Source organism: Streptomyces sp. NPDC047515 (assembly GCF_040643055.1).
GTDB lineage: Bacteria > Actinomycetota > Actinomycetes > Streptomycetales > Streptomycetaceae > Streptomyces.
In genome coordinates, this window is record NZ_JBEYTM010000015.1 from 113063 (window position 1) to 136536 (window position 23474).

The 23474-nt window shown below is 69.8% G+C and carries 24 protein-coding genes; 10 read left to right on the top strand and 14 right to left on the bottom strand.

Going from position 1 to position 23474, the window contains the following annotated elements; genetic code table 11:
* Positions 1 to 330: 330 nt before the first annotated feature.
* The 4 genes from ABZ826_RS15640 to pdhA all read right to left on the bottom strand — a co-directional run bounded on the left by ABZ826_RS15640 (position 331) and on the right by pdhA (position 5056).
* Positions 331 to 1179, bottom strand: a complete 849-nt coding sequence (locus tag ABZ826_RS15640) for an NTP transferase domain-containing protein (protein ID WP_361447388.1) — start codon at positions 1177 to 1179, stop codon at positions 331 to 333.
* 99 nt (positions 1180 to 1278) lie between these two features.
* Positions 1279 to 2865 (bottom strand): dihydrolipoamide acetyltransferase family protein, encoded by a 1587-nt coding sequence (locus ABZ826_RS15645; protein ID WP_361447390.1) that lies wholly within the window; start codon positions 2863 to 2865, stop codon positions 1279 to 1281.
* A complete protein-coding gene (locus ABZ826_RS15650; RefSeq protein WP_361447392.1) occupies positions 2865 to 3896 on the bottom strand; it encodes an alpha-ketoacid dehydrogenase subunit beta in 1032 nt (343 codons plus the stop codon). Before ABZ826_RS15650 ends, ABZ826_RS15645 begins: the two co-directional genes overlap by 1 nt.
* Positions 3893 to 5056: a pyruvate dehydrogenase (acetyl-transferring) E1 component subunit alpha gene (gene pdhA / locus ABZ826_RS15655; RefSeq protein ID WP_361447394.1), complete on the bottom strand. Its 1164-nt coding sequence runs from the start codon at positions 5054 to 5056 to the stop codon at positions 3893 to 3895. The genes ABZ826_RS15650 and pdhA overlap by 4 nt, the downstream gene beginning before the upstream one ends.
* Before the next feature lie 261 nt (positions 5057 to 5317).
* Here pdhA and ABZ826_RS15660 point away from each other — a divergent pair, with 261 nt between their 5' ends.
* Positions 5318 to 5824 carry an Lrp/AsnC family transcriptional regulator gene (locus ABZ826_RS15660; RefSeq protein ID WP_361447490.1) on the top strand — a complete coding sequence of 169 codons (507 nt, stop codon included), beginning with the start codon at positions 5318 to 5320 and terminating at the stop codon, positions 5822 to 5824.
* 180 nt (positions 5825 to 6004) lie between these two features.
* Here ABZ826_RS15660 and ABZ826_RS15665 read toward each other — a convergent pair whose 3' ends face one another.
* Complete coding sequence (locus tag ABZ826_RS15665) at positions 6005 to 6598, bottom strand: TetR/AcrR family transcriptional regulator (protein WP_361447396.1); 594 nt, start codon at positions 6596 to 6598, stop codon at positions 6005 to 6007.
* A gap of 123 nt (positions 6599 to 6721) precedes the next feature.
* Between ABZ826_RS15665 and paaN the strand changes: the two genes are divergently transcribed.
* Entirely contained in the window at positions 6722 to 8422 is a 1701-nt protein-coding gene (gene paaN / locus ABZ826_RS15670; RefSeq protein ID WP_361447398.1) for a phenylacetic acid degradation protein PaaN, read from the top strand.
* A gap of 319 nt (positions 8423 to 8741) precedes the next feature.
* On the opposite strand, the gene ABZ826_RS15675 is transcribed toward paaN, so the two are convergent.
* The 3 genes from ABZ826_RS15675 to ABZ826_RS15685 all read right to left on the bottom strand — a co-directional run bounded on the left by ABZ826_RS15675 (position 8742) and on the right by ABZ826_RS15685 (position 11598).
* Complete coding sequence (locus tag ABZ826_RS15675; RefSeq protein ID WP_361447492.1) at positions 8742 to 9392, bottom strand: TrmH family RNA methyltransferase; 651 nt, start codon at positions 9390 to 9392, stop codon at positions 8742 to 8744.
* A gap of 140 nt (positions 9393 to 9532) precedes the next feature.
* Complete coding sequence (locus ABZ826_RS15680; RefSeq protein WP_361447400.1) at positions 9533 to 10825, bottom strand: HTTM domain-containing protein; 1293 nt, start codon at positions 10823 to 10825, stop codon at positions 9533 to 9535.
* Entirely contained in the window at positions 10822 to 11598 is a 777-nt protein-coding gene (locus tag ABZ826_RS15685) for a DUF5819 family protein (RefSeq protein WP_361447402.1), read from the bottom strand. Before ABZ826_RS15685 ends, ABZ826_RS15680 begins: the two co-directional genes overlap by 4 nt.
* 119 nt (positions 11599 to 11717) lie before the next feature.
* Here ABZ826_RS15685 and paaA point away from each other — a divergent pair, with 119 nt between their 5' ends.
* The 6 genes from paaA to ABZ826_RS15715 all read left to right on the top strand — a co-directional run bounded on the left by paaA (position 11718) and on the right by ABZ826_RS15715 (position 16626).
* Positions 11718 to 12722, top strand: a complete 1005-nt coding sequence (gene paaA, locus ABZ826_RS15690; protein ID WP_361447404.1) for a 1,2-phenylacetyl-CoA epoxidase subunit PaaA — start codon at positions 11718 to 11720, stop codon at positions 12720 to 12722.
* Complete coding sequence (gene paaB, locus ABZ826_RS15695; RefSeq protein ID WP_327368469.1) at positions 12719 to 13009, top strand: 1,2-phenylacetyl-CoA epoxidase subunit PaaB; 291 nt, start codon at positions 12719 to 12721, stop codon at positions 13007 to 13009. Before paaA ends, paaB begins: the two co-directional genes overlap by 4 nt.
* The gene (gene paaC, locus ABZ826_RS15700; RefSeq protein ID WP_361447407.1) at positions 13006 to 13707 is read left to right on the top strand and encodes a 1,2-phenylacetyl-CoA epoxidase subunit PaaC; all 702 of its coding nucleotides are present in this window, start codon (positions 13006 to 13008) and stop codon (positions 13705 to 13707) included. The genes paaB and paaC overlap by 4 nt, the downstream gene beginning before the upstream one ends.
* Complete coding sequence (gene paaD, locus ABZ826_RS15705; protein WP_361447409.1) at positions 13701 to 14207, top strand: 1,2-phenylacetyl-CoA epoxidase subunit PaaD; 507 nt, start codon at positions 13701 to 13703, stop codon at positions 14205 to 14207. Before paaC ends, paaD begins: the two co-directional genes overlap by 7 nt.
* On the top strand, positions 14208 to 15266 hold the full coding sequence (locus tag ABZ826_RS15710; protein WP_361447411.1) for a 2Fe-2S iron-sulfur cluster-binding protein: 1059 nt from the start codon (positions 14208 to 14210) through the stop codon (positions 15264 to 15266).
* 136 nt (positions 15267 to 15402) lie between these two features.
* Positions 15403 to 16626: an acyl-CoA dehydrogenase family protein gene (locus tag ABZ826_RS15715; RefSeq protein ID WP_361447413.1), complete on the top strand. Its 1224-nt coding sequence runs from the start codon at positions 15403 to 15405 to the stop codon at positions 16624 to 16626.
* A 98-nt stretch (positions 16627 to 16724) separates the two neighbouring features.
* Here the strand turns inward: ABZ826_RS15715 and ABZ826_RS15720 are convergent, their stop codons facing one another.
* The 4 genes from ABZ826_RS15720 to ABZ826_RS15735 all read right to left on the bottom strand — a co-directional run bounded on the left by ABZ826_RS15720 (position 16725) and on the right by ABZ826_RS15735 (position 20935).
* On the bottom strand, positions 16725 to 17069 hold the full coding sequence (locus tag ABZ826_RS15720) for a rhodanese-like domain-containing protein (protein WP_361447415.1): 345 nt from the start codon (positions 17067 to 17069) through the stop codon (positions 16725 to 16727).
* 46 nt (positions 17070 to 17115) lie between these two features.
* Positions 17116 to 18120: a J domain-containing protein gene (locus ABZ826_RS15725; RefSeq protein ID WP_361447417.1), complete on the bottom strand. Its 1005-nt coding sequence runs from the start codon at positions 18118 to 18120 to the stop codon at positions 17116 to 17118.
* A gap of 58 nt (positions 18121 to 18178) precedes the next feature.
* A complete protein-coding gene (locus ABZ826_RS15730; protein WP_361447419.1) occupies positions 18179 to 19630 on the bottom strand; it encodes a DUF2252 domain-containing protein in 1452 nt (483 codons plus the stop codon).
* 162 nt (positions 19631 to 19792) lie between these two features.
* On the bottom strand, positions 19793 to 20935 hold the full coding sequence (locus tag ABZ826_RS15735) for a hypothetical protein (protein WP_361447421.1): 1143 nt from the start codon (positions 20933 to 20935) through the stop codon (positions 19793 to 19795).
* A gap of 89 nt (positions 20936 to 21024) precedes the next feature.
* Between ABZ826_RS15735 and ABZ826_RS15740 the strand changes: the two genes are divergently transcribed.
* A complete protein-coding gene (locus ABZ826_RS15740) occupies positions 21025 to 21495 on the top strand; it encodes a MarR family winged helix-turn-helix transcriptional regulator (protein ID WP_361447423.1) in 471 nt (156 codons plus the stop codon).
* A 79-nt stretch (positions 21496 to 21574) separates the two neighbouring features.
* On the opposite strand, the gene ABZ826_RS15745 is transcribed toward ABZ826_RS15740, so the two are convergent.
* Positions 21575 to 21919 (bottom strand): helix-turn-helix domain-containing protein, encoded by a 345-nt coding sequence (locus tag ABZ826_RS15745; RefSeq protein WP_361447425.1) that lies wholly within the window; start codon positions 21917 to 21919, stop codon positions 21575 to 21577.
* 126 nt (positions 21920 to 22045) lie between these two features.
* Here ABZ826_RS15745 and ABZ826_RS15750 point away from each other — a divergent pair, with 126 nt between their 5' ends.
* Positions 22046 to 22657 carry an NAD(P)H-dependent oxidoreductase gene (locus ABZ826_RS15750; protein ID WP_361447427.1) on the top strand — a complete coding sequence of 204 codons (612 nt, stop codon included), beginning with the start codon at positions 22046 to 22048 and terminating at the stop codon, positions 22655 to 22657.
* Positions 22658 to 22791: 134 nt separating this feature from the next.
* Here the strand turns inward: ABZ826_RS15750 and ABZ826_RS15755 are convergent, their stop codons facing one another.
* Complete coding sequence (locus ABZ826_RS15755) at positions 22792 to 23451, bottom strand: response regulator transcription factor (protein WP_361447429.1); 660 nt, start codon at positions 23449 to 23451, stop codon at positions 22792 to 22794.
* Positions 23452 to 23474: the final 23 nt, after the last annotated feature.

Consider the following 23474-nt stretch of genomic DNA (forward strand, 5'->3'; position numbering starts at 1 on the left):
CGCTCCCCGAGGGCGAGCTGACCACCGAAGACGTACCGGCGACGACCGAAGACGTACCGGCGACCGAAGACGTACCTGCGGACGAAAACCGGTCGCCCTTCGAAGACACCCCACCCGCAGAAGAAGAACTGTCCGGCGCGGAGGGGGCACCCGTGAAGGGGGCACCCGCCGAGGGGGGAGCGGCCTGCAAGGACGACCCGCCCGTCGAGAACCGTTCAGTCGCCGAAGCCTCGACACCCGCCAAGGAACCGGCGCCCATCGGCACGACGCCGGCGCCCATCGACGCGACGCCGGCGGCAGGAGGCGGGTCGGACCTGCTGTCGTGGGCCGTCATTGCGTCTCGTTCTCATCCGCCCACCGGAGGGCGAGTGCGGCAGCCTTGCGGGCGGCCTCGGCAACCGTCGCCGGGCCGTCGCCGTCGCTGCTCGCCTTCGCCGCCGCATAACCGACCAGGAAGGTCGTCAGGGGCGCGGCGGGCCGGGCGACGCCGTGAGCGGCGTCACGGGCCAGATCGAGCAGGACATCGGTGTCGACGTCGAGTTCGATGCCCAGTTCGTTCTTGACTGCGGTGATCCATTCATCCAGCACGGTCCCATGCTCTCTGATGCGGGCACGGGCCGACGCGATGTCCTCCCAGGTGTCGCAGTCGAAGGAGGCGAGAGGACCGGCCTCCACCCGGGCGAGGTCGAGTTCATTCGTCAGCAATCGCAGGGGGAGCCCGGACAGACCGCCGTGCTCGGCGGCGAGCAGGGCGAGCTCACGGCGCAGCGGCTCGGCACGGTAGACGGCGACGAGAGGCTGATCGCGACCGCCCTGATCGATGCACAGGGCCCCGTCGCGCCGCCCTTCACCGGCGGCGGCCAACAGAGCTCCGACGGTGCCCTTCCCCAGAAACGGCAGATCGGCCGAGAGAACGAGGACCCGCTCCGCGGTGGTACGCCGGACCCCGGCGTCGAGCGCGGCCAATGGGCCGCTGCCCTGCGGTTCTTCGCGCGTCCAGGTCACTGTGCGCACAGTGGGGCGCCGCCCACCCACCACCACGGTGGCCGAGGCATCGGCGCAGGCCGCGAGCACCCGGTCGAGCAGCGCGCGGCCACCGACCCGGATCCCCGGCTTGTCGGCGCCGCCGAGCCGCTTGGCAGCCCCTCCGGCCAGAACGATGGCGTCATACGCGGTCATGCCTCCGAGTATGCGGGCCGCGGTCCCCCGTCGATCCTCCCCCTCCGTAATCCGGCGGATCGACGAGGGGAGAGAACGAGAGCCCGCGGCCGATCTCGCCTACAACGTGCGCAGCAGCACCGCCGGTTGCTCCACGCAGTCGGCCACGTAGCGCAGGAAGCCGCCCGCAGTCCCGCCGTCGCAGACCCGATGGTCGAAGGTCAGCGAGAGCTGGACGACCTGGCGTACGGCCAGCTCGCCCTCGTGCACCCACGGCTTGGGCACGATCCGGCCGACGCCCAGCATGGCCGCCTCCGGGTGGTTGATGATCGGAGTCGAACCGTCGACCCCGAACACCCCGTAGTTGTTCAGCGTGAACGTGCCGCCGGTCAGCTCCGCAGGGGTCAGCCTGCCGCTCCGGGCCGCCTCGGTGAGCCGGGTGATCTCGGCCCCGATCGAGTCGACGTTCCCGGTGTGCGCATCCCGGACGACGGGGACGACCAGGCCCCTCTCGGTCTGGGCCGCGAACCCGAGATGGACCTCGGGCAGCCGCACGATCTCCCGCGCCTCCGCGTCCACCGTGGAGTTGAGCTCGGGGAAGCGGGCCAGCGCGGCGACACAGATACGCGCCAGCAGGGCGAGCACCGACACCTTGGGTCCGGCGGCCGGACCACCGGCCCTGTTCATCGCCGATCTGGCAGCCATCAGCTCGGTGGCGTCGGCGTCGACCCAGCACGTGGCATCGGGGATCTCCCGCCGGCTGCGCGCCAACTTGTCGGCTACCGCGCCGCGTACACCACGCAACGGAATCCGCTCCACGGCCGGGCTCGCCGCTCCCCGCGCCACCGGGGGCCGCCCCGGGGACCGCAACGAGGGTTCCGAAACCGACTCCGACATCGACTCCGGCACCGGGACTGAGACCGGCACCGTGGTCGACAGAGGGGCCGCATTCTGCTCGGCCTTTACTCTGATCGCGGATTCGACATCGGCCCGCAGGATCAGCCCGTCGGGCCCGGACCCCGCCAGTTGCCGCAGGTCGAGGTCGTGCTGCCGCGCCAGCTTCCGTACCAACGGGGAGACGACGGCCACCGGTCCCCGCACCGGGTCCGGCACGGATGCGGAACCCGCGGCCGCAACCGTCGCATGTGGGGCAGCAGGCGCCCTCATCGCCTCGGGACGAACCCGCCGACGGCGCGCCAACGGCGCGCCCGTCCCGTACCCGACCAGCACGTTCCCGGACGACTCCGCCTCGCCGTCCCGGGCGCCTGCTCCGGAGCCCGAGTCGGAACCGTATCCGGAACCGGCGCCGGATCCGGCCGTGGAGCGTGAGCCCCCCGAACCGGCCATGGAACCGGAACCCGCCGTGGAGCGTGGGCCCGAACCCGAGCCGGCGCTCGCACCCTGGCCGGCACCTGTCCCCGTGCCGACGCCCGCCGATCCCCCGGACCCCAAGGCCTCCTCAGACCCCACCGCCACTGTCAGCAGCGGCGCCCCGACCGGAAGCTCCACGCCCTCCTCGCCGAACCGCGCGGTCACCACGCCCCCGTACGGGCACGGCACCTCCACCATCGCCTTGGCCGTCTCCACCTCGACGACCGGCTGGTCGATGGCGACGACATCGCCGACCTCCACCAGCCAGCGCACGATCTCCGCCTCGGTCAGCCCCTCGCCGAGGTCAGGCAGCTTGAATTCGAGTACCTGAGGCATCAGCTCTCCGCCTCCCACTGCAAGCGGGCAACCGCGTCGAGCACCCGATCCACGCCCGGCAGATGGTGCCGCTCCTGCATCGGCGGCGGATACGGAATGTCGAACCCGGTGACCCGTAGCACCGGCGCCTCCAGATGGTGGAAGCAACGCTCGGTGACCCGGGCCGCGATCTCGCCGCCCGGACCGCCGAAACCGGAGGACTCATGGACGACCACCGCTCGCCCCGTACGCCGCACGGAAGCGGCGACGGTCTCGTCGTCGAACGGCACCAGTGAGCGCAGATCGACGACTTCGAGATCCCAGCCCTCTTCGACGGCCGCTTCCGCGGCCTCCATACAGACCGGCAGCGACGGCCCGTACGTGATCAGCGTCGCGCTGCGCCCGGTTCGACGGACGACGGCGCGTCCGATCGGTTCCACCGCCACCGGCGCCTCGGGCGACCAGTCGGCCTTCGACCAGTAGAGCCGTTTCGGCTCCAGGAAGACCACCGGGTCGTCGGAGGCGATCGACGCCCTCAGCAGCCCGTACGCGTCCTCGACGGTGGCGGGCGTGACGACCTGGAGGCCGGGCGTCGCCATGTAGTACGCCTCCGAGGAGTCGCTGTGGTGCTCGACCCCGCCGATCCCGCCGCCGTACGGCACCCGCACCGTGATCGGCAACGGCATGGCACCGGCCGTCCGGTTCCGCATCTTGGCCACATGGCTCATGAGCTGCTCGAACGCCGGATAGGCGAAGGCGTCGAACTGCATCTCCACCACGGGCCGCAGCCCGTACATCGCCATGCCGACAGCCGTGCCGAGAATGCCCGCCTCCGCCAGCGGGGTGTCCGTGCAACGGTCCTCGCCGAATTCCTTCGCCAGGCCGTCGGTGATCCGGAAGACGCCACCGAGAGTGCCGACGTCCTCGCCGAGAACGTGCACCGTCGGATCCTCGGCCATCGAGTCGCGCAGCGCTCGCCCGAGCGCCTGCGCCATGGTGGCGGGTTTGGCCTTCGCCGTACGCTCTCCGGCCGGCGCCGCTGCGGTGGTCATCGCCCTTCCTCCACGTCGTTGTGGCCGTGCTGGTCCTGCTCGGCCGCCAGCTCCACACGCAACCGCGCCGCCTGTTCCCGGAGTTGCGTGGTCTGTTCCGCGTAGACATGGGCGAAGAGATCCATCGGGTCGAGCACCGGATCGGCGTTCATCCGCTCGCGCAGAGCCGCCGCCATCCGCTCCGCCGCCGCGCGCGCCTCCTCGATCCCGTCGTCTCCGAGCAGCCCCCGCCCGGTCAGCTCCCGCTCCAGGAGCTGGATCGGATCGTGCGCACGCCATGTCTCCACTTCGCTCTCGACGCGGTAACGAGTGGCGTCGTCGGCGTTCGTATGGGCGTCCATGCGGTACGTCACCGCCTCGACGAGCGTCGGACCGCCACCGCTCCGGGCCCGCGCGACCGCCTCATCGAGGACCTGGTGCACGGCGGCCGCGTCATTGCCGTCCACCAGTCGGCCCGGCATCCCGTATCCCACAGCTTTGTGCGCGAGGGACGGCGCGGCGGTCTGCTTCGCCAGCGGTACGGAGATCGCGAAGCCGTTGTTCTGTACGAGAAAGACGACCGGGGCCCGCCAGACGGCCGCGAAATTCAGCGCCTCGTGGAAATCGCCCTCACTGGTCCCGCCGTCACCGACCATGGCCAGCGCCACCACGTCGTCGCCCTTCAGACGCGCCGCGTGCGCCAGGCCCACGGCGTGTGGCAACTGGGTGGCGAGGGGCGTGCACAGTGGTGCGATGCGGTGTTCGCGCGGGTCATAGCCGGTGTGTCGGTCACCGCGCAGCAGGGTCAGTGCCTCGACCGGGTCCAGACCGCGCGCCACGGCCGCCAGCGTGTCGCGATAGCTGGGAAAGAGCCAGTCCCGCTCCTCCAGCACCAGGGCGGCCGCTATCTCGCATGCCTCCTGCCCGGTGCTCGACGGGTAGACGGCGAGTCGGCCCTGCTTGGTGAGAGCGGTCGCCTGCGCGTTGTACCGCCGGCCGCAAACCAGCTCCGCGTAGAGCCGCAGCAGCAGCTCTGGGTCGGCATCGGCCGCGGCGTCCGTACCGAGCACACGGTACGGCTCGGGGTCCGGGAGCAGCGGCGCGGGATCCGTGAGCGGCTTCCAGGCCGGGGGCGGCGTGGGCCGGTAAGCAGCCGCGCCGGGCAGCTCTTGGACCGTCATGACAAGCACCTCCTGGCATCGAGGGTTTCGAGCGGCGTCTGGCGACATCAAGGGTCGTCCGATGTCGAGGGTGTCGAAATGCATCGAAATGGCGAGCGCTGTCCGAGACACGGATGTGGTGTGCCTCACCTACCGATTGTTCGGTCGCGAGCGCATTTTGGCTACAGGCGGCTTCAGCCTGTGGACAAACGGTTCTCCACAGCCTGGGATAGGGGCAGGTCGTCCAGGACAGGGAGGCGCGGGCACATGTCAGCTGAACAAATGGCCGACGGAGGCGAGGGCCCCGGCCAGGTTCCGCCCGCGCGCCCGCTCGACGCCATCGACCGCGCCATCCTGCGACTGCTCCAGACGGACGGCCGCGCCTCGATACGCTCGGTGGCCGATCGCGTCCACGTGTCCCGGGCCAACGCGTACGCCCGGATCAACCGACTCATCGAGGACGGCGTGATCCGCGGTTTCAGCGCGCGAGTGAACCATGAACGGGCGGGGCAGGGCGCCTCCGCGTACATCACGCTCAAGATCGTCCAGAATTCCTGGCGCACTGTCCGCGAGCAGCTCCAAGCGCTGCCGGGGGCCACTCACATCGCACTCGTCAGCGGCGACTTCGACGTCCTGCTGCTGGTGCACACCCCGGACAACCGGTCACTGCGCGAGCTGGTCCTGACCAGGATCCAGTCCATCCCGGAGGTGCTCTCCACCCGCACGCTTCTGGTGTTCGAGGAGACGGACCTCGCCCCGGGCCCGGACCGGCCCACCGAGCTCACGTGACGGAAACCGGAATCCGAACCAGGAACGGAACTCGCTCCGCCGCGGAGCACGTTCACGCGTGCACACCGCTCACGCACGGAATCCCTTCAGGAGCCGTGCCGGCGGACAGGAACCCGGGCGCACGCGAGGCAGCGGTCGCGCCGAAGGACGGTGGTCCGGGCCTGTCCCGGCGCCAACGGATCAGCGGCTGGACCGCATCCCCTCGAAGGCCACCCGGACGAGCGTGTCCGCCAGCCGCTCCCCGTCGACACCACCGTCCGGTTGCGGCCGGTACCACTCCACCAGCGAGTTGACCATGCCGAAGAGCAGCCGTGTCACCAGCCGTATGTCCACATCGGAGCGGAGATCGCCGTCCGCGACCGCCGCTCTGAGCAGATCGGTCACCCGGTGGTCGAACTCGCGCCGGCGCTCCATGGCCCAGCGCTCGGTCTTCGTGTTTCCCCGTACGCGCAGCAGCAGCGTGACGTAGGGCAGTTCGGCTATCAGCACATCGATGGTACGACGGATGACGTACTCGACCTGCTCGATCGCACGTCCCTGCGTCGCCCCCGGCTCGTCGAGAATCCCGAAGAGCCCGTCCAGCGCCCGGCTCACCGCGCGGCGGAGCAGTTCCTCCTTGCCCGCGACGTGGTGGTAGATGGACGACTTGGAGATGCCCGCCGCCTTGGAAAGATGTTCCATGGACGTGCCGTCGTAGCCGCGCTCATTGAAGACACGGACGGCGACGGTGAGCAGAGTCTCCGGGGTGTACGTGTCCCGCTTGGCCGTGGTCATGTCCGCGATCCTCCCCTACGAGTTGTCCACAGGTTTGGCGGGCCCCCTTGTCCCGACCGATCGTTCGGTTACTCTAACTCTGTCCGCCCGTCCCTGCCCAGCTCGATGAGGAGTTGGTCCGTCATGGCCGCCGAGCTCTCCCCGCACCTGCTGTCCGAGAAGCACCGCCCCACGCTCGACCAGGCCCTCGACGCGATCCGTACGCGCGCCTACTGGTCCCCGCACCCCGAGCATCCGAAGGCGTACGGCGAGGGCGGCGCACCCGGCAGCCTGAGCGCCGCGGAGGGCAAGGCCGCCTTCGACGCCGTGCTGCGCACCCGGCTCGACCTCGGCCAGCCGGGCACCGACGGCTGGACAGGCGGGGAGATCTCTCCGTACGGGCCCGAGCTGGGCGTCGAGTACCCGCACGCCGACCTGGACGTCCTGCTCCCCGCGATGCGCACGGGCATGGCCGCCTGGCGCGCGGCGGGCCCCGAGACCAGGGCCCTGGTCTGCCTGGAGGTCCTCGCGCGCATCAGCGCGCGGACCCATGAGTTCGGCCACGCGGTGATGCACACCAGCGGCCAGGCCTTCATGATGGCGTTCCAGGCAGGCGGACCGCACGCCCAGGACCGCGGCCTGGAAGCGGTGGCGTACGCGTACGCGGAGCAGATCCGCACCCCGCGGAGTGCCGACTGGTCCAAGCCCCAGGGCAAGCGCGATCCGCTCCGACTGCACAAGTCGTTCATCGCGGCACCCCGTGGCATCTCGCTCCTGATCGGCTGCAACACGTTCCCCACGTGGAACGGCTATCCCGGGCTCTTCGCCTCCCTGGCCACCGGCAATCCCGTCCTGGTCAAGCCGCATCCGCGTGCCGTGCTCCCGCTGGCGCTCACGGTGCAGCTGGCGCGAGAGGTGCTCGCCGAAGCGGGCTTCGACGCCAACCTGGTCGCTCTGGCCACCGAACGACCGGGCGAGGGCATCGCGAAGGTTCTGGCGGTCCGCCCCGAGATCAAGATCATCGACTACACCGGTTCCACCGCCTTCGGCGACTGGCTGGAGGCCAACGCCCGCCAGGCCCAGGTCTACACGGAGAAGGCCGGGGTCAACACGATCGTCCTCGACTCCACCGACAACTACCAGGGGATGCTCGCCAATCTGGCGTTCTCCCTCTCTCTGTACAGCGGCCAGATGTGTACGACCCCACAGAATCTGCTGATCCCCCGGGACGGCATCACCACCGATGCCGGCGACAAGACGTACGACGAGGTCGTCGACGACATCGCGGCCGCGGTCAACGGACTGCTGGGAGACGACTCCCGGGCGAACGCGCTGCTGGGCGCCCTGGTCAACCCCGATGTGAAGGCCCGTCTGGGCGCGGCCGCGGAGCTGGGGGATGTCGCCCTGTCCTCCCGTGAGGTGACCAACCCGGAATTCCCCGACGCCGTGGTCCGCACCCCTGTCGTCGTCAAGCTGGACGGCACCAAGCCGGACGACGAGGCGCACTTCCTGTCGGAGTGCTTCGGGCCGGTCTCCTTCGCCGTGGCGGTGGACTCGACCGCCGACGCCGTGGAACTGCTCCGCCGCACGATTCGCGACAGGGGTGCGATGACGGTCGGTGCGTACACCACCTCGCCGGAGGTGGAGCGCGCGGTGGAGGACGTCTGCCTGGACGAGTCGGCCCAGCTCTCGCTGAATCTGACCGGCGGGGTGTACGTCAACCAGACTGCGGCGTTCTCCGACTTCCACGGCTCGGGAGGCAATCCGGCTGCGAACACGGCCCTGTGCGACGGGGCCTTCGTATCAAACCGCTTCCGCATGGTGGAAGTCCGCCGCCAGGCGTAACCCGCGTTCCGCGCCTCCGGCCCGGCCCCTCCCGTCCACTCGGGCTTCCGCACGGCCGGCTCCTCCCCGGACCCCTCGGTTCGTCCGTACCGCCGCTCCCCGCCCTCCTGCCCCAATGCTTGCGGGCTTCCGTCCAGTCTCTTCGGCGTTCGAGGAGAGGGGACCGGCGGACGGGGCTGGGGGCAGTGGGCCTGGTCGGAGGGGCCCTCGGTTACGTGAGGGGGCGGGTGGGGGAACAGCCCTCGACCGGGTGTCCCGCCCGTACACGTATCCGTACCCGTACGGATGCCCGCACCCGTGTCTCACCGCGCCGCCCGCGTCAGGCCCCCGGTGTCCGCCCATCCCCCGGGATCTCCGCATACCTCTGCACCCACGCGTGCATGGCGATCGCGGCCGCGGCCCCCGCGTTGATCGACCGCGTCGACCCGAACTGAGCGATGGAGCACACCATGGCCACGTGCTTGCGGGCCTCGTCGGTCAGTCCGGGCCCCTCCTGCCCGAAGAGCAGCACACACCGCCGCGGCAGCTCGGTCCGCTCCAGCGGCACCGCCCCCGGCAGATTGTCGATCCCGATGATCGGCAGCCCCTCCGCCGCCGCCCACGCTGTCAGCGACTCCGTGTCGGGGTGGTGCCGCACGTGCTGGTACCGGTCGGTGACCATCGCACCGCGCCGGTTCCAACGCCGCCGCCCCACGATGTGGATCTCCTTGGCGAGGAAGGCGTTCGCGGTGCGCACCACGGAACCGATATTGAAGTCGTGGCCCCAGTTCTCGACCGCCACGTGGAAGTCATGTCGCCGTAGGTCCAGATCGGCGACAATCGCCTCCCGCGTCCAGTAACGGTAGGCGTCGCCCACATTGCGCCGGTCGCCCTGGGCAAGCAGTTCGGGGTCGTACCGCTCGTCCTCGGGCCAGGGCAGCGGGTGCGGCCCGACGCCGATCTCCGTCCCGAACCCGTCGTCGTACTGCATCGGTTCCGCGGCCGGACCAGGTTCTGCCGTCGGAACGGATGGGCCGGACGGTTCCAACCCCGCGGACTCCCAGGTCGACGATTTCCCGCCGTTGCCGCCAGGGCCGCCGATGACACCGATGATGCTGCCGCTCTCACTACTCACCCGACGAGCGTATGACCCCCGTCGCCGCTGTGCTGCGGGACCTCCTCGTCGTCGACGGCCTGCCGCGGGCCGGGCACCTTGCCCCGGCGCGAGAACAGCCGCTCCCGCCCGAGCGTCACCCGGCCGCCGAGCCACACGAGGAAGACGGTCGGCAGGAAGACGGAGTCGGCGGCGATCATCGCCATCGAGAAGAAGGGCAGCCCGAGCAGCAGGGCGATTCCGGCGTGCTCGCACATCATGACGACGAGCAGGACGTTCTTGACCCGCCGGTTGAACAGGGTGAAGGGGAAGGCGACCTGCACGATGACCGTGCCGTACGTCAGCAGCATCACCATCACGCCGCTGGAAGCGAGGATGTCCGACAGCGCGGGCCAGGGTGTGAAGTATTCGAGCTTGAGCGGGTAGTACAGGGCCGTGCCGTCCTGCCAACGCGACCCCTGGATCTTGTACCAACCCGCCGTCGCATAGATCACACAGACCTCGGCCGTGATCACGACGAGGGTCGCGTTGTGGGCAAGGTTGGCGATGACGTCGAGCAGAGTGCGGGCCTCGCTGTGCGGCGCGCGACGGTTCACGGCCCACCAGACGCCCTGGCCGGCCCAGAGGGCCCAGAAGAGAACCGGCAACCACCAGGTGCCGCCGAGGCCGTCCGTCACGGTGGCCACGACCAGGACCAGACCCAGCAGTCCCCAGAGAACGGGACCGGCCACGTCCCCCCGCACCGAGCGCCGAGGACCACCGGCGTCCACTGCCGCTTGCGCGTCCTCACCCGCCTCCGCGCCGCCGTCCGCCTCCGCCGCACGAGCCGCACGGGCCGCACGCCGGGCGTCCAACGACCAGACCTGTGCACAGCGCGTCAGCACGAGATAGATCGCCATCAGATGGATGACGTTGTCGCCACCGTCACCTATGAAGATGCTGCGGTTCTGCAGGGAGAGCACACCGACCATGAACAGGACCGACGTGGCGCGGGTGTGCCAGCCGACCATCAGCAGCGCGGCGGAGAGCAGTGCCACCGCGTACACGATCTCGAACCAGACCGCACTGTCCGACCACATGAGCGCGGTGAAGGCTTGATTGCCCGATATGAGCTGCTTCGCCATGTCCCAGTCCCACGGGCCGTCGGGGCCGTACATCTCGTGGCGATGCGGCAGTTCACGCAGCAGGAACAGCAGATAGGTGGCGGAGAATCCGATCCGGATGACAGCACTCTGGTACGGGCCGAGGGCCGTGGAAGTGATGCGCTGGATGCCGCGGGCGAGCTTGCGATCAAAGGTGAACGTACTCACTTGTCCGCCCCCTCGGCGTTCTCGGGGAGGTCGGCGGAGGTTACGGTCCACCACGGCAGCACTCGGTAGGACGGCTTCGTACTGATCTTCTCATCGCTCCAGCCGGGCGCCGCGACCGATCGTGTCTCGGAACGGATCTGGATGCGCTCGACGGTGCCGCCGTAGTCGTGTTCACTCAGGCGCGCCATCGCTATTCGGCGGATGTAGCGCTCGGACAGCTCACCGCGCAGGCCGTTCGCCCGGTTCTCGTTGTCATGGGAGCCGATGTAGAAGTCCCAGCCGCGGCGCAGCTCGTTCTGATGGATGTGGCTGGGGAGCAGATTGCCGCGTATCGCGCGGCCGTCCTCGCCGGAAAGGCTCATCCAGGGGGTGGTGCGGCGGCTGTCGGCGCCGACTATCTCGGCGCGCACATGAACGGCCACGTTCTGCTGAAGCGGATTCGGAGCGAAGAGCTTCCAGTTCTGTTCGAACTCGGGGTAGATCCATTCGTCGACCGCCTCGCCGTGCTGCTTCGTCAGCGTGTTGGCGGGTGCGACGTGGAGGAACACCATGGCCAGCTGAACGCAGGCGACCAGCCCGATGACGGACAGCGCGATCGAAGCAGCGATCTGGTACGGAAGCGACAGGGCGGCCATGCCGCCGCCGCGGGCACCCGGCCCCGGCCCCGGCCCCGGCCCCTGAACGGTGTCGGACGCCATGTTCTCGCCCCGCCCCGGCCCTGGCCCGGCGTTCCTGTTCCCGCTTTCGACGCCCCTGTCGTCGTACGAATCCATCCCGCCCCGATCCCCGTCGATCCCCGGTCCGTCATCCACAGGGTTGACACCCTACGGGCCGCCGACTCACCATTGAAGACATTGAACCGAACGATCGGTCGGTCGGTAGGGAGTCCGGGATGACGGCAGTGACTGCGATCCAGGCGGCGCAGGCGGGAGCAGGCAGGCCCGAAGGGGCGGACGAGGCCCTGGAGGCCGGCTTCGACGCCGCGGTCGCGGCGGACGAGCGCATCGAGCCCCGTGACTGGATGCCGGATGCCTACCGCGCCTCGCTGGTCAGGCAAATGGCCCAGCACGCCCATTCCGAAATCATCGGCATGCAGCCGGAGGCCAACTGGATCTCGCGGGCGCCCTCGCTGCGCCGCAAGGCGATCCTCATGGCCAAGGTCCAGGACGAGGCCGGACACGGGCTCTATCTGTACAGCGCCACGGAAACGCTCGGCACCAGCCGTGAGGAACTGCTCGACAAGCTCCACGCAGGCCGCCAGAGGTATTCGTCGATCTTCAATTACCCCACACTGACCTGGGCAGACGTCGGAGCGATCGGCTGGCTGGTGGACGGCGCCGCGATCACCAATCAGGTGCCGCTCTGCCGTTGCTCCTACGGCCCGTACGCCCGGGCGATGGTCCGCATCTGCAAGGAGGAGTCCTTCCACCAGCGTCAGGGGTACGAGCTGCTGCTCACCCTCAGTCGCGGCACTCCGGCGCAGCACGAAATGGCGCAGGACGCGGTGAACCGCTGGTGGTGGCCGTCCCTGATGATGTTCGGTCCGCCGGACGACGCATCGGCCCACTCGGCGCAGTCGATGACCTGGAAGATCAAGCGGCACTCCAACGACGAGCTGCGGCAGCGCTTCGTGGACATCTGCGTCCCGCAGGCCGAAGCGCTGGGGCTCACCCTGCCGGACCCGGATCTCCGGTGGAACGAGGAGCGCGCACGGCACGACTTCGGAGCGATCGACTGGAAGGAGTTCCAGGAAGTCCTCAAGGGCAATGGCCCGTGCAACGAGCAGCGCCTCGACCAGCGCCGCCGGGCGCACGAGGAGGGGGCCTGGGTCCGGGACGCGGCGATCGCGTACGCCGAGAAGCACACAGCACTGAGGAACGGGGAGGCGACGGCATGAACAGCTCGACCGAATGGCCGCTGTGGGAGGTTTTCGTGCGTTCGCGCCGCGGCCTGTCCCACACCCACGCGGGCAGCCTGCACGCCCCGGACGCGGAAATGGCCCTGCGCAACGCACGCGATCTGTACACCCGCCGCTCCGAAGGCGTCTCCATCTGGGTGGTCCCGTCCGCACAGGTCACGGCCTCCTCGCCGGACGAGAAGGACTCCTTCTTCGAACCGGCCGGTGACAAGCCCTACCGGCACCCGACGTTCTACGAGATCCCGGAAGGGGTGAAGCACCTGTGACCGCGGCTCTCGCCCTGGGCGACGACGCGCTGGTGCTCTCGCACCGGCTGGGGGAGTGGGCCGGTCACGCCCCCGTGCTGGAAGAGGAAGTGGCCCTGGCCAACATAGCCCTGGACCTGCTGGGGCAGGCCCGATTGCTGCTCTCCCTCGTGGGGGACGAGGACGAGCTGGCGTATCTGCGTGAGGAACGCGCCTTTCGCAACGTCCAACTGGTCGAGCAGCCGAACGGCGACTTCGCCCACACCGTCGCCCGCCAACTCTACTTCTCCGGCTACCAGCGACTGCTGTACGAGCAGCTGTCGGCCGGTGACGGCCCGTTCGCCGGGCTGGCGGCGAAGGCGGTCAAGGAGGTCGCGTACCACCAGGACCATGCGGAGCACTGGACGCGGCGGCTCGGCGACGGCACGGCCGAAAGCCACGGGCGGATGCAGCGCGCGGTGGACGCGCTGTGGCGGTTCACCGGCGAGTTGTTCCAGCCCGTCGAGGGTGTGGAGATCGACTGGCAGTCGCTGCACAACGGCTGGCTGGAGTCCGTCACCACGGTGCTGGGGCAGGCCACGCTGACCGTGCCGGACGGTCCGCAGTCCGGAGCGTGGACGGCGGGCGCGGGCCGTCAGGGCATCCACACCGAACCCTTCGGCCGGATGATCGCCGAGATGCAGCATCTGCATCGCAGTCACCCGGGGGCGTCATGGTGACCGAGACCCTCCTGGAGAAAGAGCTGCACCGGATCGCAGGCTCCGTACCCGATCCGGAACTGCCGGTGCTGACCCTGGACGAGCTGGGCGTGCTCCGGGGCGTGGACGTGCTCGCACCCGGCAAGGTGACCGTGCGTCTCACCCCGACCTACACCGGCTGCCCGGCGATCGAGGCCATGTCCGCCGACATCGAGCGGGTGCTGCACGACCACGGCATACCGGAGGTCTCCGTGGTCACGGTGCTCTCGCCGGCCTGGTCCACGGACGACATCAGCGCGGAAGGGCGGCGCAAGCTGGCCGAGTTCGGCATCGCGCCCCCGCGCCCGCACGGCGTCGGGGACCCCGCGGGCGGCCCGGTGTCGCTCACGCTCTCGGTGCGCTGCCCGCACTGCGGCTCGACCGACACGGAGCTGTTGAGCCGGTTCTCCTCCACCGCCTGCAAGGCACTGCGCCGGTGTGTGACGTGCCGCGAACCGTTCGACCATTTCAAGGAGTTGTAGATGTTTCATCCGCTCCGGGTCCGCGCGATCGAACGGCTCACGGACGATTCGGTGGCCGTCACCCTCGCCGTGCCGCCCGAGCTGCGCGAGACCTTCCGCCACCAGCCGGGGCAGCACCTCAATGTGCGCTACACCGTCGACGACGAGGAGATCCGCCGCTCGTACTCGATCTGTTCCCCGGCCGTCGAGGAACCAGCCGATCCGGTACTGCGGGTGGGAATTCGGCTTGTCGACGGTGGCATGTTCTCCACCTACGCACTGAAGGAACTCGCCGTCGGTGACCTGGTGGAGGCGATGCCTCCGATGGGCCGCTTCGTGCTCACACCCCGCGCCGGACGTTTCGCGGCGATCGTCGGAGGCAGCGGGATCACACCGGTGCTGTCGATCGCGGCGACACTGCTGGCACGGGAGCCCGGCGCCAGTTTCTGTCTGATCCGCAGCGACCGGACCGCGGTCTCGACGATGTTCCTGGACGAGGTCGCCGACCTCAAGGACCGCTACCCCGACCGGTTCCAGCTGGTGACGGCCCTCTCCCGGGAGGAACAGCAGGCAGGTCTTCCCTCCGGCCGGTTGGACCGGGACCGGCTCACCGGGCTGCTGCCCTCGCTGCTTCCGGTTGCAGAGGTGGACGGCTGGTATCTGTGCGGGCCGTTCGGGCTGGTCCGGGCAGCCGAAAGCGCACTGCACGGCCTGGGTGTGGACCGGACCCGTGTCCATCAGGAGATCTTCCATGTGGACGACGGCCCGAACGCACCTGCCCGCACCCGGGCAGAGACACCGGCTCACAGCAGACTCACCGCGACCCTGGACGGCCGCGCCGGCACCTGGCCGGTGCAGGACGGCGAATCACTGCTGGAAACCGTGCTGCGCAGCCGCTCCGACGCACCGTACGCCTGCAAGGGTGGTGTGTGCGGGACCTGCCGGGCGTTCCTGGTCTCGGGCGAGGTGCGGATGGACCGCAACTTCGCATTGGAACCCGAAGAGACGGGCGCCGGCTACGTGTTGGCGTGCCAGTCCCATCCGGTCACTCCGGAGGTGGAGCTCGACTTCGACCGCTGACCGCACCCCCACCCCGCTCCTCCTCCCCCCGCTCACAGCCCATGCCCCCGCCTGTTCCCTTCTCGTAGAACCTGTTTTATCTTGACGCACCGTCAGATCCGGTCACGGGCACAGCGGTTCGCGGGAGGCCAGGGCAGTGGACTTCACCTTCACCGAGGAACAGCAAGCAGCCACCGAGGCGGCGAGAGCGGTCTTCTCGGGCGTTGCGCCCGACGGGGTGCCCAGCCCCGCTCTCGTACCGGGCGCGGTGGCCGAGGACATCGACCGGCCCCTGTGGGCCGGGCTCGCGGCGGGCGACCTGCTGGGCCTGACACTGTCGCCGCGACACGGCGGGGCCGGACTCGATCTCGTCGCGCTCTGTCTGGTGCTGCGCGAGTCCGCCAGGGTGCTCGCACGGGTGCCGCTGCTGGAGACGTGTGCGGTCGCGATGGCGCTCCAGCGCTACGGCGACCGCGGGCTGGCGGCCGAGTTGCTCCCCCGGGTCGGCCGGGGCGAGTTGGTCCTCACCGTCGGAGCCAACGGCCGTTCCGGCCACGATCCGGCCGAACTCGCGGTCACCGCCCGCCGGGTCGTTGCCGCGACGAACGGTCCCTCCGGCGAGGGATTTGGCGAGGCACTCGGCGGGGCACCTGGTGCGGCCCCCGCGGATGCCGCCGATGACGCTGCGGACTGGGTGCTCGACGGCGTGCAGTCAGGGGTGCCCTGGGCACAGGCCGCGGACTGGATCGCGGTTCCCGCGCACACGGGCGAGGGCCGAGCCGTTGTCGCCCTGATCCAGGCCACCCACGACGGCGTCACCCTGGCCGAACAGGTCTCCACCAGTGGCGAGCTGTTCGCCGAGGTCCGGCTGGACTCGGTGCGGATCGACAACCGTGCGCTGATGGACGCCGCCGGGGCCTGGGACTGGCTGCGTGCCCTGCTCACCACGGGGACCTGCGCGCTGGCGCTCGGTCTGGGGGAGGCCGTGCTCGCCATGACGAGTGAATACACCGGCAAGCGCGAGCAGTTCGGCTTCCCGGTCGCGACCTTCCAGTCCGTCGCCGTACAAGCCGCCGACCGATACATCGACCTGCGAGCCATGGAAGTAACGCTCTGGCAGGCGGCCTGGCGGATCTCCACCGGGGCCGACGGCGCACTTCCCGCCGAGGGCGACATCGCCGTGGCGAAGATCTGGGCCTCGGACGGTGTCCGCCGGGTCGTGCAGACGGCACAGCATCTGCACGGTGGCTTCGGCGCGGACACCGACTACCCGCTGCACCGCTTCCACGCCTGGGCAAAGCAGATCGAACTCTCCCTCGGCCCGGCAGCGGCGCACGAGGAGGCGCTGGGCGACCTACTGGCCGCGCACCTCCTCGGCTGAGTCCGACCAGGACCTCGACCACCGACACCCTCTGCCGTGACCTCGGCCGACACCGGCCGTGAGTGCCGGAGCCCCGGCGGCCGGACAGCGACCCGGGCTCAGAGGACGAAGGCAGCGGAGCCGTTGTCGGTGACCATCGGACGTCCGGCGCCGTCCCAGGCGAGCATCCCGCCGTCGATATTCACGGCGTCGATGCCCTGCCGCACCAGGTACTGGGTGACCTGGGCGGACCGGCCACCGACCCGGCACATCACATGCACGCGCCGACCGTCCTCAGCGGCCCCGGTCAGCTCGCCGAACCGCGCCACGAAGTCGCTCATCGGGATGTGCAGGGCTCCCTCGACGTGCCCGGCCGCCCATTCGTCGTCCTCCCGGACGTCCAGCACGAAGCCGTCCGACGGAACCGCCGCGACGTCCACCGAGGGCAGCGGGGCGAAATTCATGGGTCATGCCTTCTCTCGTACGTACGCTCCGAAGTCATCAGGAACGCTACTGCACCAGACCTGCCAGCTCCGCCTCTCGCTGAGAGACCTCGCCCAGCAGCTGATCGGCGATCTCGTCGAGCAGCCGGTCCGGATCATCAGGCGCCATCCTCAGCATGGCTCCGATGGCACTCTCCTCAAGCTCCTGGGCGAGCACCGTGAGGAGTTCCTTGCGCTGGGTCAGCCAGTTCAGCCGGGCGTAGAGCTCCTCGCTCTCGCTCAGTTCCGTCTCCGGCACCACCGGCCCCGCCGCCCACTCCTGCGCCAGCTCCATCAGAAGCGCCTCGTCCCCGCGCCCATAGGCGGCGTTGACGCGGGTGATGAACTCCTCCCGGCGTGCCCGCTCCGTCTCGTCCTGTGCGAGGTCCGGGTGGGCCTTGCGCGCCAGCTCGCGGTAGAGCTTGCGCGCCTCTTCGGTCGGCCGGACCCGCTTGGGCGGCCGGACCGGCTGCTCGGTCAGCATCGCCGCCGCCTCGGGAGACAGCCCGTCCGAGTCGATCCAGTCGTGGAACAGCTCGTCGACACCCGGCATCGGCATCACGATCGCCCGGGCCTCCTGTGCCTTGCGGAGGTCCTCGGGGTCACCGGTCCGGGCAGCGCGGGCCTCCGCGATCTGGGCATCGAGCTCATCGAGGCGGGCGTACATCGGCCCGAGCTTCTGGTGGTGCAACCGAGAGAAATTCTCGACCTCGACCCGGAAAGTCTCCACCGCGATCTCGAATTCGATCAACGCCTGCTCCGCGGCCCGCACAGCCTTGGCGAGCCGCGCCTCGGGCCGGGCCCCCACAGCAGCCCCGCCGCTCTCGTCGGCAGTCCCGTCGGCAGCCCTGCCGGTCTCCTCCGCACTCCCGCCCGTCTCCGCAGCAGCCGCAGCGGCAGCGCCTGCGTCGGCACCAGCACCGCCCGGCCGGGCATCGTGCGCATCCTGCTCGTGGTGCTCGTGCTGCCGGTCGTTGTCCTGCCGGTCTTCGTCGTTCCGGGTGGTCGGCACCCCGGCGGCTTCGTGGGTCACCCGTCCAGCGTATGGCCACCACCCACGCCCTGAGGACGCGCGGTCGGCCCAAGGTCCCTCACACGCCCGCTTCGGCGGCTATTCGCCCTGCTCCGACGGCCCGCACCAGCTCCGCGTGGTCCGCCTCGGTACGGTCCGCGTACGTCACCGCGAACGCCGCCACCGCTTCGTCCAGTTCCTCGTTCTTGCCGCAGTAGCCCGCTATCAGCCGTGGGTCTGCGCTGTGCGCATGGGCCCGCGCCAGCAGCGCACCGGTCATCCGGCCGTAGTCGTCGACCTGGTCGACCGTAAGTGCCGCCGGATCCACACTGCCCTTGCGGTTCCTGAACTGCCGCACCTGGAAGTGCCGCCCGCCGACGGTGGCCCAACCCAGCAGGATGTCGCTGACGACCTGCATCCGCTTCTGCCCGAGCACCACCCGGCGCCCCTCGTGCGCCACCTCCGGCACATCGAACCCGACAGCCGGCAGATACGGAGCCAGCACGGACGGCCGTGCCTCCTTCACCTGCAGGACCAAGGGCTCACCCCGGTGATCGAGCAGGAGCACCACATACGACCGGGTGCCCACGCTCCCCGTGCCTACGACCCGGAACGCCACATCGTGGATCGCGTACCTGGCGAGGAGCGGCACCCGGTCCTCGGAGATCGTGCCCAGGTAGTCGCCGAGACCCGCCGCCACCGCCGCGGCCTCCTCGTCCGGCACCCGTCGCAGCACCGGCGGCGCATCGACGAAGCGGCGTCCGCCGTCCCCGGAGTCCTCGGTGGACCTGGCCGCGAAACGGGCGCTGGTGTTGTTGCGGGCCTTTTCCGAGACCCGCTCCAGGGTGCCGAGCAGATCCCGCGCGTCCGTGTGTGAGACCAACTCCTCGTCCGCGATGGCGTTCCAGGCGTCGAGCGCGGGCAGTCTGGCCAGCAGCCGCATCGTCCGCCGGTACGCGCCCACCGTGTCGTACGCGCCCCGGCGGCAGGTGTCCTCGTCCGCCCCGGCCTCCCGGCCGGCAAGCACCAGCGAGCTTGCGAGCCGCTTGAGATCCCATTCCCAGGGGCCGAAGACGGTCTCGTCGAAGTCGTTCAGATCGATGACCAGGCTGCCCCGCGCATCGCCATACAGCCCGAAATTCGCCGCGTGCGCATCGCCGCAGAGCTGCGCGCCCACCCCGCTGACCGGTGTTCCCGTCAGGTCATGGGCCATCAGCCCGGCCGAGCCGCGCAGAAAGGCGAACGGTGTGGCCGCCATCCGCCCCACCCGGATCGGGGCGAGAGCGGGCACCCTGCCCCGGCTCGACTCCTCGACCGCCCGTACGGCATCGGGCCGGCCTGCCGGGAGGACCAGGGAGGAATGCGAGGCCCGAGGCACCCTCTCCCGCAGCGCCTTGCCCGCATCCTTGGGTGACTGCGGCGCGCTCCTGCCCGCCGCAGCCGCCCGCCGCGCGAATCCGGGCACGACCGGAATGCGCGGACCCCCTGCAACTGCCCGCTGAACAGGCACTGTCGTTTCGATTTCGCCCATGGCGCGCGGCCTCCCCCGTCCTCGTCCTGCGCTCCTGGCCCGACGCCCTGTCGCAGATCAATTGCGACGAAGGTACCGCTGTCCGCCGAAGGCCGTCCGCCCCTGTGGAAAACTCACCTACCGGCCTGTGGACAACATGCTGCGGACGACTCTCTGCCCTGGTCAGACGCCGACTGCCTCTTCCAGCTCTTCCTCCAGCTCTTCCGCGCCGTCCGCCCCGGTCGGGGCTTCGGTCCTGACGTGCCGCCTCCGTCCCTGTGCTCCCCCGGCCTCGACGGATCCGGCTACGGCGACGGCCGGAGCCGTCTCCGCTGGGGCCTTCCGCCGCTTCGCCTCGGCCAGCCCCGCCAGACCCATCACCGCCAGACCCACCACGAACCAGAGCGCGAGCACCAGCACCTGCCGACCGAGCGCGTGTCCGCCGAAGTACACATGGCTGCGTACCCCCTCGACGAAGCCCGCACCGTTCCAGAAGGAGTGCAGCGCACCGAAGAACCCGGGCTGCAGCTCGGGCCGGAAGATGCCGCCCGAGCTGGTGAAGTTGAGCATCACGAAGAGGACCATCACGCCGAGCGTCGTCCACCGCTTGAGGAAGGTGTGCAACCCGACGCCTATCAGCAGAATGCCCGCCGAGTAGAGCCAGGCCATCGCCCACAGACCGCCGAGGCCGTGATCCACCAGGCCGAACATCGGGCCGGCGAACACCGCCCCGATCACGCTCACCACCAGGGATGCGGCGATCGTCAGTGCGGCCCTGATCCGCAGCCCCAGCACCGCGCCCGCGCCGCCGATCACCGCGACCGACGCGTAGGAGCCGATACTCACCGCGACCAGCAGGAAGAAGATGCCCTGGCCGGTCGGATCGCCTGCGGCCGTCGGTGCGGTGTCGGTCACCTTCAGCGGGTGTCCCTGCTCGGCCGCGACCTTGGTGAAGACCTTCTCGACGACCGTGGCGCTGGTGTCGGAGGACGCGCTCGCCACCAGCAGCTCGGGGTGCCTCCCCGGCAGGTAGGCGCCGTAACTCGCCTGGTTCCTCAGGTGGTTCTCGGCGGCCGCGCGATCGGGGACCGTGCGCACGCTCAGCGCCCCGTCACCCTTGTCCTGCAGTGTCTGCGCGAGTACCCGCGCGCTCGGCCCGGATCCGACCACGTCCACCCGCAGATCATGCGGCTCGGGAGCGTGGAACGCCCCGAGGTAGGCGAGCCCCATGCCGATGCACATCAGCAGTGGTGTGACGAGATGGCTCAGCACATGACGCAGAGCGGCGGCGGTGGAGCCGACGGCGGCACTCGGGCCTGAGGACATGCGGAACACTCCAGTAGTTGGCTTTTACAACTCTTAATCCGTTGTACTATACAACTGAAATCCCGAGGAAGGCGAAGGAAGGCGAACCAGTGCCAGGCACCCCCGGAGAACGCGAAGAATCGCTGGACGTCATCCAGCGCGAGCTCACCGCCTTCGCGCGGCGCGCACGGGCCGCAGCGGCCCGCCTCCACCCGGAGCTTCCCCTGGTCTCGTACACACTGCTGGCCCACATCGACGACCGGCACGGCTGCCGCGCTACGGATCTGGCCGCGCACTACATGCTGGACAAATCAACAGTCAGCCGACAGATCGGCGCTCTGGAGAAACTGGGGCTGATCGAGCGCCACCCCGACCCGTACGACCACCGCATCCAGGTACTGCACCCCACCGAGGCCGGAACCCAGGCACTCGCCTCGACGCAGGCCAGCCGCCGGGCTGCCTACCAGGAACGCCTCGCGGACTGGACGGTGGACGATCTCGCCAGGTTCGCCGAGTACCTGCTGCGCTACAACTCGGCGGGCGATACGAGCGCGACCGCCCCGCAGACGCCGAAGACCTGACCCGGCAGAACAGCGCACCGACCACTCGGCCCAGGTGCACCTACACCCTTACGACGCCCCCTTGCCGTCCAGGCGTGCCTCAACAGTGACCATCGGAGGTCAGATACGTCCTGGACCAGTGAGCAAGCTCCTTGAGCGCGGGCTCCATCGCGGCACCTGCCCGGGTCAGGCGGTACGAGACCCGCAGCGGTGGCCCCTCGTCGACCTCCCGGACCACGAGTCCAGCCGCACCCAGTTCCGAGAGCCGGTCCGAGAGCATGCGCTCACTGATGCCCGGAATCGCCCGCCGCAGATCCGCGAAGTGCACCGGCTGCTGCATCAGCACGGAGACGATCTGCCCCGTCCACCGCTTGCCGAACAGCTCGAACACGCGGGTGATGCCCACATCGACCCGCCGACACGCCTGCTCGCTGTGCTCCGCCATACACCCAGGGTACTGCGCCGCAATACGCAGCTTATAAATAGTAAGCCCCTATGTTATTACTAGGTACGCACGAAAAAGATGACCTTGTCGGTCCGCCGTCATTCCCAGACATCCGTGGAGACCCCCATGGCCACACTCCTGCACCTCGATTCCGCCGTCTTCCCCGAGGGCTCCGCATCACGCGACGTCAGCGCCGCCTTCGTGCAGGCCTGGCGTGAGCAGCACCCCGACGGGCAGGTCGTCTACCGCGATCTTGCCGCCACCCCGTTGCCCCACCTGGACGCCGCGGCCGTCGTCGCCGGCGCCGAGGATCCCTTGCGCCGGGAGCTCGCAGACGAACTGGCGGCGGCGGACGCCGTCCTGATCGGCGCCCCGATGTACAACTTCAGCATTCCGTCCACACTGAAGGCCTGGCTCGACCAGGTGATCATCGTCGGCCACAACGCGGGCCCGGACGGCCCCGTGGCGGGCACCCCGATCACCGTCGTCGCCAGCCGTGGCGGCTCGTACGCCGCCGGCACCCCGCGCGAGGACGCCGAGTTCGTCCAGAACTACCTGGAGAAGCTGCTGACGAGCATGTTCGGCGCCGAGGTCGACTTCATCGTTCCGGAACTGACGCTGGCCCGGTCCAAGCCCGAGATGGCCGACCTCATTCCGCTCGCCGACGCCTCCCGCGCCAAGGCGTTCGCCGCAGCCGCGGAGAAGGCCAAGGCTCTCGCCACCCGCTTCGCCGCCTGAACCGTGTACGAAGGGCCGGGGCCCGGCGGTCAACCACCCCGCGCCCCGGCCCTGCTCGTACACGCGGGAACGTTTCCAATCGGGCGTTTCACGTGAAACACAGCCCAACCATCCCGAGCCCGCCCTGAGGCTCCCTAGAGCCCCGCATCCCTCGCCAGCAACGCGGCCTGCACGCGGTTCTCGCACCCCAGCTTCGCCAGGATCCGGCTCACATACGTCTTCACCGTCGCCTCGCTCATGTGCAGCCGCCGTCCCGCTTCCGCGTTGGAGAGTCCCTCCCCGAGAAGCGCCAGCACTTCGCGCTCGCGCCCGCTCAGCGCCCCCACCCGCCGCCGCGCCTCTTCACCCCGGACCGCCGCCCGCCCCAGAGTCAGCTGATCCACCACATGACGGGCGGCACCGGGCGAAAGGTAGGCATCTCCGGCAGCCGCTGCCCGCACTGCCTGGATCAGTTCGGTCGGGGCGGTGTCCTTGAGCAGGAATCCGGCACCCCCCTGTTCCAGCGCCCGCAGGACGTTCTCCCGCTCGCCGAACGTTGTGAGCACGATCACTCGCGCCGCCGGCGCCGCCGTTCGCAGTTCCGCCAGCGCCGTGAGCCCGTCCATCACCGGCATCTGGATGTCGAGCAGCACCACGTCCGCCGCATGGGCGCGGACCAGCTCGATGGCTTCCCGCCCGTTCGTCGCTTCCGCGACGACCGCGATGGATCGGTCCGAGGTGAGGATCATGCGTATCCCGGCCCTGATGAGGGGCTCGTCGTCAGCAATGACGACTCTGATCAGCCGATCCGTCACTCGTACCCCCGTGCTCGTCCCGG